The organism is Methylobacterium sp. WL6, assembly GCF_008040095.1.
Taxonomy (GTDB): Bacteria; Pseudomonadota; Alphaproteobacteria; order Rhizobiales; family Beijerinckiaceae; genus Methylobacterium.
The window spans coordinates 1-7,216 of sequence record NZ_VRVH01000235.1; the positions used below are offsets into that span (position 1 = coordinate 1).

Annotated in this window: 5 protein-coding genes, 3 pseudogenes and 1 riboswitch; of the genes and pseudogenes, 6 read left to right on the forward strand and 2 right to left on the reverse strand. The window is 71.3% G+C overall.

Annotation, left to right across the window (positions count from 1 at the left end):
• Together FV230_RS21825 and FV230_RS21830 are read right to left on the reverse strand one after the other, a co-directional pair.
• Positions 1-169 (reverse strand): CbtA family protein (locus FV230_RS21825; protein ID WP_187275577.1); only part of this gene is annotated, 169 nt, incomplete at its 3' end.
• Positions 170-191: 22 nt separating this feature from the next.
• Positions 192-368 (reverse strand): CbtB-domain containing protein, encoded by a 177-nt coding sequence (locus FV230_RS21830; protein ID WP_147728670.1) that lies wholly within the window; start codon positions 366-368, stop codon positions 192-194.
• A gap of 36 nt (positions 369-404) precedes the next feature.
• Positions 405-686: riboswitch (cobalamin riboswitch) on the reverse strand.
• A 67-nt stretch (positions 687-753) separates the two neighbouring features.
• On the opposite strand from FV230_RS21830, the gene cobU reads away from it, so the two are divergent.
• From cobU to FV230_RS21860, 6 genes and pseudogenes are all read left to right on the forward strand, one after another.
• Positions 754-1,281, forward strand: a complete 528-nt coding sequence (cobU, locus tag FV230_RS21835; protein ID WP_147843895.1) for a bifunctional adenosylcobinamide kinase/adenosylcobinamide-phosphate guanylyltransferase — start codon at positions 754-756, stop codon at positions 1,279-1,281.
• Positions 1,278-1,880: a cob(I)yrinic acid a,c-diamide adenosyltransferase gene (gene cobO, locus FV230_RS21840; protein WP_147843896.1), complete on the forward strand. Its 603-nt coding sequence runs from the start codon at positions 1,278-1,280 to the stop codon at positions 1,878-1,880. The genes cobU and cobO overlap by 4 nt, the downstream gene beginning before the upstream one ends.
• 34 nt (positions 1,881-1,914) lie before the next feature.
• Positions 1,915-3,351, forward strand: coding sequence for a cobyric acid synthase (locus FV230_RS21845; protein ID WP_147843897.1), 1,437 nt, complete (start codon positions 1,915-1,917; stop codon positions 3,349-3,351).
• 176 nt (positions 3,352-3,527) lie between these two features.
• Positions 3,528-4,832 (forward strand): annotated as a pseudogene (locus FV230_RS21850) (MFS transporter); the annotation flags it as partial.
• A 7-nt stretch (positions 4,833-4,839) separates the two neighbouring features.
• Positions 4,840-6,684, forward strand: a pseudogene (locus FV230_RS21855) (DNA translocase FtsK); the annotation flags it as partial.
• Positions 6,685-6,873: 189 nt separating this feature from the next.
• Positions 6,874-7,216, forward strand: a pseudogene (locus FV230_RS21860) (outer membrane lipoprotein carrier protein LolA); the annotation flags it as partial.

Consider the following 7,216-nt stretch of genomic DNA (forward strand, 5'->3'; position numbering starts at 1 on the left):
CCGGGGGCGACCGCGGGGCCGCCGAGGCGGCGGCGCCGGGAGCGGCCTGGGTCTCGTAGCGCTCGGCGGCGATGATCAGCGGCGAGGTGAGCGCGAGCTCGAGCCCCGTCACGAGGACGGCCGCGAGGAAGCCGGCGGCGAGCGCCGCCGACAGGAGCCGGATGAGCATGGGAACGCCTGGGTTCAGGCGGTCAATGGCAGGGGAAGTTCTGCGTGTGCCGGAAGTCGTGCGCCGCGTTGTGCAGCGCCGAGGCCGGCGAGAAGCCGGCGAGGAACACGAGCCCGAGGCCGAGCATGGCGGCGGCGACGATGGCGACGAAGCCCTCGTTCGCGCGGGTGCCGGTCTGGGTGAGGGTCTGGGTGGTCATGTCGACAACATCTCCGGCCGCCCCGCCGGCGGCGTTCGAGAAAGCGCGGGGGACGGCAGGTCTCCTGGCTCGCGGATCGCAGCGCCTGCCGCCTTCCCGAAACATCGGTGGCCGAGGGCAGGAGCTGAGGGCTCCCACGGCGATCCGGGCTTCGATCCGCAACGCAGTCCCATCTTGGACAGGTCGGTTCAACGAAGCACGGATCGCCGTGGGGACCCTGGCCGCTTACAGTTGCGGGGGCAGCCGCGGCATCGGGTTTCCCCTCACCGCATTCCCTTTTCACCCCGTCTCCGGGGCACCGTCGCGTCCAGCCATAGCCTGTCCGGTCTCCCCGCACAACGGAGGCTTTGACGGGCGCACAGGGGTTGGGGCATGGGTTCCAGCCATGCAGCAGGCCGCGCCTCGGACGACCCTCGTGCTCGGCGGTGCGCGCTCGGGCAAGAGCGCCTACGCCGAGAGGTTGATCGAGGCGGTGCCGGGCCCGTGGCTCTACCTCGCCACAGCACAGGCCTGGGACGACGAGATGCGCGCGCGCATCGCCCTCCACAGGGCGCGGCGCTCCGGCGACTGGATCAACCGGGACGTGCCGACCGCCCTGGCCGCCGCGATCGCGGAGGCGCCGGGGCCGGTGCTGGTCGATTGCCTGACCTTGTGGCTGACGAACCTGCTGCTTGCCGATGCCGACCTCGACGCCGAGACGGCGGCGCTCCGCAGTGCCTGCCGGGAAGCGCACGGGCCGCTCGTCCTCGTGTCGAACGAGGTCGGCCTCGGGATCGTGCCCGACAATGCGCTCGCCCGCCGCTTCCGCGATGCGGCCGGACGCCTCCACCAGAGCCTCGCGGCCGAGTGCGACCGCGTCGTGCTGACGGTCGCCGGGCTGCCGCTCGTCATCAAACCGCAGGGAACGCCATGATCGACGACGCCGAACGCCATCGCGAGAAGATGGAGAAGCGCAAGGCGGCGCAGGACGCCGAGGTCGCGGCCAAGACGATCGAGAAGGGCCTGCTCATCGTCAACACCGGACCCGGCAAGGGCAAGACCACGGCGGCGCTGGGCCTGGCGCTCCGCATGCTGGGGCGCGGCCACCGGGTCGGCGTGGTGCAGTTCATCAAGGGCGCGTGGGACACCGGCGAGGCGCATGCGCTGAGGACCTTCGGCGACCGGGTCGCGTGGCACGCGATGGGCGAAGGCTTCACCTGGGAGACGCAGGACAAGGCCCGCGACATCGCCGCCTGCCTCAACGCCTGGAACCGGGCGACCGACCTGATGGCCGACCCGAGCCTCCGTCTCCTGATCCTCGACGAGCTCAACATCGCGCTGCGCTACGACTACCTCGATCTCGACGCGGTGGTGGCCAGCCTGAAAAGCCGTCGCCCGGACCTGCACGTCGTCGTCACCGGCCGCAACGCCAAGTCGGCGCTAATCGAGGCCGCCGACCTCGTCACTGAGATGGGCAGCGTGAAGCACCACTTCGCGGCCGGCGTGAAGGCGCAGGAGGGGATCGAGTTTTGATGGAATGGTCCATTCAGACGTGACCCGAAGCCTAATGATCCAGGGCACCGGCTCGGACGTCGGCAAGTCGCTGATCGTCGCCGGGCTCGCGCGCGCCTTCACCCGACGCGGGCTTCGGGTGCGCCCGTTCAAGCCGCAGAACATGTCGAACAACGCCGCCGTCACAGCGGATGGCGGCGAGATCGGGCGGGCGCAGGCGCTGCAGGCGCGGGCGGCCGGCGTCGCGCCGTCGATCCACATGAACCCGGTGCTGCTCAAGCCCCAGACCGAGGTCGGCGCCCAGGTGGTGGTGCAGGGCCGCATGGTCGCCACGGTGAAGGCGCGCGACTACCAGGCGTGGAAACCGCGCCTGCTGGAGGCGGTACTCGACAGCTTCGACCGCCTGAGGACGCAGGCCGACCTGATTCTCGTCGAGGGTGCGGGCTCTGCTTCCGAGGTCAACCTGCGCGCCGGCGACATCGCCAACATGGGGTTCGCCCGCGCGACGGATACACCGGTGGTGCTGCTCGGCGACATCGACCGCGGCGGGGTCATCGCCAGCCTCGTCGGCACCAAGGCGGTGATCGATCCCGACGACGCCGCGATGATCGTCGGCTTCCTGGTCAACCGCTTCCGCGGCGACCCGAGCCTGTTCTCCGACGGCATGGACCTGATCGCGCGCCACACCGGCTGGGCCAGCCTCGGCCTGATCCCGCACTTTCCCGAGGCGGCGCGCCTGCCGGCCGAGGACGTGCTCGGGCTCGTCGGATCCGCCGGCCCGGCGGCGACGCGCATCGCGGTGCCGGTGTTTCCCCGGATCGCCAACTTCGACGACCTCGATCCGCTGCGGGCCGAGCCCGCGGTGGAGGTGGTGCTGGTCCGCCCGGGCGAGGCGATCCCGGGCGATGCCGCCCTGGTGCTGCTGCCCGGCTCGAAGACCACGATCGACGATCTCGAATTCGTCCGGGCGCAGGGCTGGGACGTGGACCTGCATGCGCATCTGCGCCGCGGCGGCCGGGTGCTCGGCCTGTGCGGCGGATACCAGATGCTCGGGCGGACGCTGTCCGATCCGGACGGCATCGAGGGCGAGGCGCGGACCGTGCCCGGCCTCGGGCTGCTCGCCGTCGACACGGTGATGACGCCGTTGAAGCGGCTCGAAGCCGTCTCCGGCACCAGCCTGCCCGACGGCATGCCGTTCACCGGCTACGAGATGCATGTCGGCGACACCACCGGCGCCGACGCGGAACGGCCGCTGCTGCGCCTCGCCGACGGGCGCGCCGACGGTGCGGTCTCCGCCGACGGCCTGGTGTCCGGCACCTACGTCCACGGCCTGTTCGCCGACGACCGCCAGCGTGCCGCATGGCTCGCTCGCCTCGGCGCACGATCCGACGGCGCCTCCTACGAGGCCGGCATCGAGCGGGTGCTCGATGCCCTGGCGGCGCATCTCGAGCAGCATGTCGACTGCGACCGGCTGCTGGCCCTGGCGCGATGAGGCGCACCGGGGATGAGGCGCATCGGGCATGACACCCGGGCGGGTCCTGTCCGCGAGCAGGCATCGCGGACGCTCGGGGATCGCTGCGGGCCGATAGGCACGCGCCGCCGCGGAGCCTAGTCTCGTGCGAAAGCGCGGCCGGTCGCGATCGACCGCCGGGACGCGAGGAACGCCCGATGACGCCCACCGAGACCGCGGCCGACGACGCGCTCGCCCGACGCACGATCGCGACGGTGACCTGGCGGCTGATGCCCCTGCTCGGGGTGATGTACCTTATCGCCTATATCGACCGGCAGAACATCTCCTATGCCAAGTTGCAGATGGTCGGCGACCTCGGGCTGAGCGAGAGCGTCTTCGGGCTCGGGGCGTCGCTGTTCTTCCTCGGCTATTTCCTGTGCGAGGTCCCGGCCAACGTCATCCTGGAACGCGTCGGCGCGCGCCTGTGGTTCGCCCGGATCATGGCGACCTGGGGCCTGATCACGGTGCTGCTCGGCTTCACCCGGAACACGGCGATGTTTTACGGGCTGCGCTTCCTTCTCGGCGTCGCCGAGGCCGGGTTCTTCCCCGGCGTGCTGTTCGTGCTGACCCTGTGGTTCCCGCAGAAGCACCGCGCGGCGATGATCGGCTGGTTCATGATCGCGAGCGCGGTGGCCAACGCCGTCGGCGCGGCGATCGGCGGCGCGCTGCTCGACCTCGACGGCGCGCTCGGGCTCAAGGGCTGGCAGTGGGTGTTCGTCAGCACCGGCGTGCCGGCGCTGCTGCTGGCCGTGATCGTGCTGGTGGTCCTGCCGGACGGGCCGGAGAAGGCGCCCTGGCTCGATCGCGCCGGCCGCGACTGGCTTGGCCGGACGCTGCGGGAGGAGCGCGAGACCGGCGGCAAGGTCGAGCACGGCAACCCGTTCGCCGCGCTCCTCGACCGGCGCGTGTGGATGCTCGCCAGCGTCTACGTCGCGTTTCCGCTGGCCGCCTACGGCCTGAGCTACTGGCTGCCGACGGTGGTGCGCAGCTTCGGCGTCACCAACACCGTCAACGGCTTCATCAACATCATCCCGTGGGTCGTCACCGGGCTGGCGCTGTGGTGGGTGCCGCGGCATTCCGCGCGCACGGGCGAGCAGACCTGGCACGTCGTCGGCCCGGGGCTCGTCGCCGCGTCGGCGCTGGCGCTGAGCGTGGTGGTGCCGGGCTCGATCCCGAAGTTCGCCTGCCTGTGCGTGGCGGCGGCCGGCATCTTCTCGGCCCAGCCGGTGTTCTGGTCGCTGCCGCCGACCTTCCTCAAGGGCGCGTCGGCCGCGGCCGGAATCGCGGCGATCAACTCGGTGGGCAATCTCGGCGGCTTCATCGCCCAGAACGCCGTGCCGATCATCCGCGACCGAAGCGGCAGCGACCTCGTGCCGATGATCTTCCTCTCGGCCTGCCTCGTGGTCGGCTCGTGCCTCGTCTTCGTCGTGCTCGGCGCCCTGCGGCGCGATGCCGGCCGCCGCGCCGCCGGTGATCGTCCCGATCCCGCCGCGTCCCGTGCTGCTGCGCGGCAAGGCCGCCCCGGCACCGGAGCCGGTCGCGGTCGCGCCGGCCCCCGAGCCCGAGGAGGTCCCCGCCCCCGTGGAGGCCTACGCCGAACCGGTCGTCCAGGCGCCCGCGATCCCAGCCCCGGCGATGCCGATCGTCGGCCGCCCACACCTGATCGCCGCCGGCCGGCACCTCGCCATCGCCTCGGTCGAGAACGCCGACTACGAGCTTCCCGCCCTCGATCTCCTCGCCATGCCGGTGCCCGGCGAGAGCCCCGAGGTCGATGCCGACGTGCTGGAGCAGAACGCCCTCAACCTGCAGCAGACGGTTCAGGATTTCGGCGTGCGCGGCGACATCCTCGCGGTGCGCCCAGGCCCGGTCGTGACCCTCTACGAGCTCGAGCCGGCGCCCGGCACCAAGTCCTCCCGCGTCATCGGCCTGTCGGACGACATCGCCCGCTCGATGTCGGCGGTCTCGGCCCGCGTCGCGGTCGTGCCCGGCCGCAACGTCATCGGCATCGAGCTGCCGAACGAGATCCGCGAGACGGTCTTCCTGCGCGAGCTGCTCTCGGCGCCGGACTTCTTCGCCAGCAAGCACAAGCTCGCGCTGTGCTTGGGGAAAAACATCGGCGGCGAGCCGATCATCGCCGATCTCGCCCGCATGCCGCACCTGCTGGTGGCCGGCACCACCGGCTCGGGCAAGTCGGTGGCGATCAACACCATGATCCTCTCACTCCTCTACCGGATGAAGCCGGAGGAGTGCCGCCTGATCATGGTCGACCCGAAGATGCTGGAGCTGTCGGTCTACGACGGCATCCCGCACCTGCTCTCCCCCGTCGTCATCGACCCGAAGAAGGCGGTCATCGCCCTCAAGTGGGCGGTGCGCGAGATGGAGGAGCGCTACAAGAAGATGTCCAAGATCGCGGTCCGAAACATCGACGGCTACAACGCCCGGATGGCCGAGGCCCGCGCCAAGGGCGAGACCATCACGCGGACGATCCAGACCGGCTTCAACCGCGAGACCGGCGAGGCGGTGTTCGAGGACGAGGCGATGGACCTCGCGGCCCTGCCCTACATCGTGATCGTGGTCGACGAGATGGCCGACCTGATGATGGTGGCCGGCAAGGACATCGAGGGGGCGATCCAGCGCCTGGCGCAGATGGCGCGCGCGGCGGGCATCCACCTGATCATGGCGACGCAGCGTCCGTCGGTGGACGTGATCACCGGGACGATCAAGGCGAACTTCCCGACCCGGATCAGCTTCCAGGTGACGAGCAAGATCGACTCGCGCACGATCCTGGGCGAGATGGGCGCCGAGCAGCTCTTGGGCCAGGGCGACATGCTGTTCATGGCCGGCGGCGGGCGCACGACCCGGGTGCACGGGCCGTTCTGCTCGGATTCGGAGGTCGAGAGCGTGGTCGCCCACCTCAAGCGCCAGGGCCGCCCGGCCTACCTCGAGGCGGTCACCGCCGACGACGGGTCCGACGAGGCGCCGAAATCGGCCGGCAGGGGCAAGGGCAAGGCCGAGGCGGTCGAGGCCGAGACCGAGGAGGCCGACCTTCCGGTCTTCGACGTCGGCGCTTTCGTGGCGGCGTCGGGTGGCGAGGCCGGCGACCTCTACGAGCAGGCGATCCAGGTGGTCTTACGCGACCGCAAGGCGTCGACCAGCTACATCCAGCGCCGCCTGCAGATCGGCTACAACCGCGCCGCGTCGATCATGGAGCGGATGGAGATCGAGGGCATCGTCGGGCAGGCCAACCACGCCGGCAAGCGCGAGATCCTGGTCGAGGGCGCGCCCCACGCCGCCAGCATGTACGACGACGAGTGACGACGAGGCGCCGGCCGGAAACGCGGCCGGCGTCGCATCTTCGCCACAGGGCGACGCTCTAACGGCATCCGACGACACGGCCCGGCGCCCCGAGGGGGTAGCACGGCGCGACGGGCGTTTCGCACGCCTTCGCGCTTGAAGCCGACCATCGCTTGCGGGACGCCGCACCCGCCCAGGAGACGCCTGACCATGCTCGGCCGCCGCACCCGACTTGCCGGATCGCTCCTCGCGGTCGCGGCCTGGATCGCCCCGGTGGCGCCGGCCGACGCACAGGTCAGCAGCTTCCTCGACGGCCTGTTCGGCCGCAAGGAGCAGCCCGCTCCCGCGCCCGAGCCCGAGGCGGCCCCCGCCGCACCGGCCGCGGCACCCGCGAAGAAGACGGTCGCCAAGCCTGCGGCCAAGGATGCGAGCAAGGATTCGGTGAAGGACGCGAAGTCGCGCTCGGCCGAGAAGCCCGCCGCCAAGCCGGTCGCCGCCAAGCCCGCCGCGGCGGATGCGAAGGTCGCCGCCGTCGGCGCGCCGACCCCCGCCC

Coding starts and splice junctions, on each gene's coding strand:
- cobO (WP_147843896.1), top strand. CDS start 1,278: ATGATCGACGACGCCGAACGCCATCGCGAGAAGATGGAGAAGCGCAAG.
- FV230_RS21830 (WP_147728670.1), bottom strand. CDS start 368: ATGACCACCCAGACCCTCACCCAGACCGGCACCCGCGCGAACGAGGGC.
- FV230_RS21845 (WP_147843897.1), top strand. CDS start 1,915: ATGATCCAGGGCACCGGCTCGGACGTCGGCAAGTCGCTGATCGTCGCC.
- cobU (WP_147843895.1), top strand. CDS start 754: ATGCAGCAGGCCGCGCCTCGGACGACCCTCGTGCTCGGCGGTGCGCGC.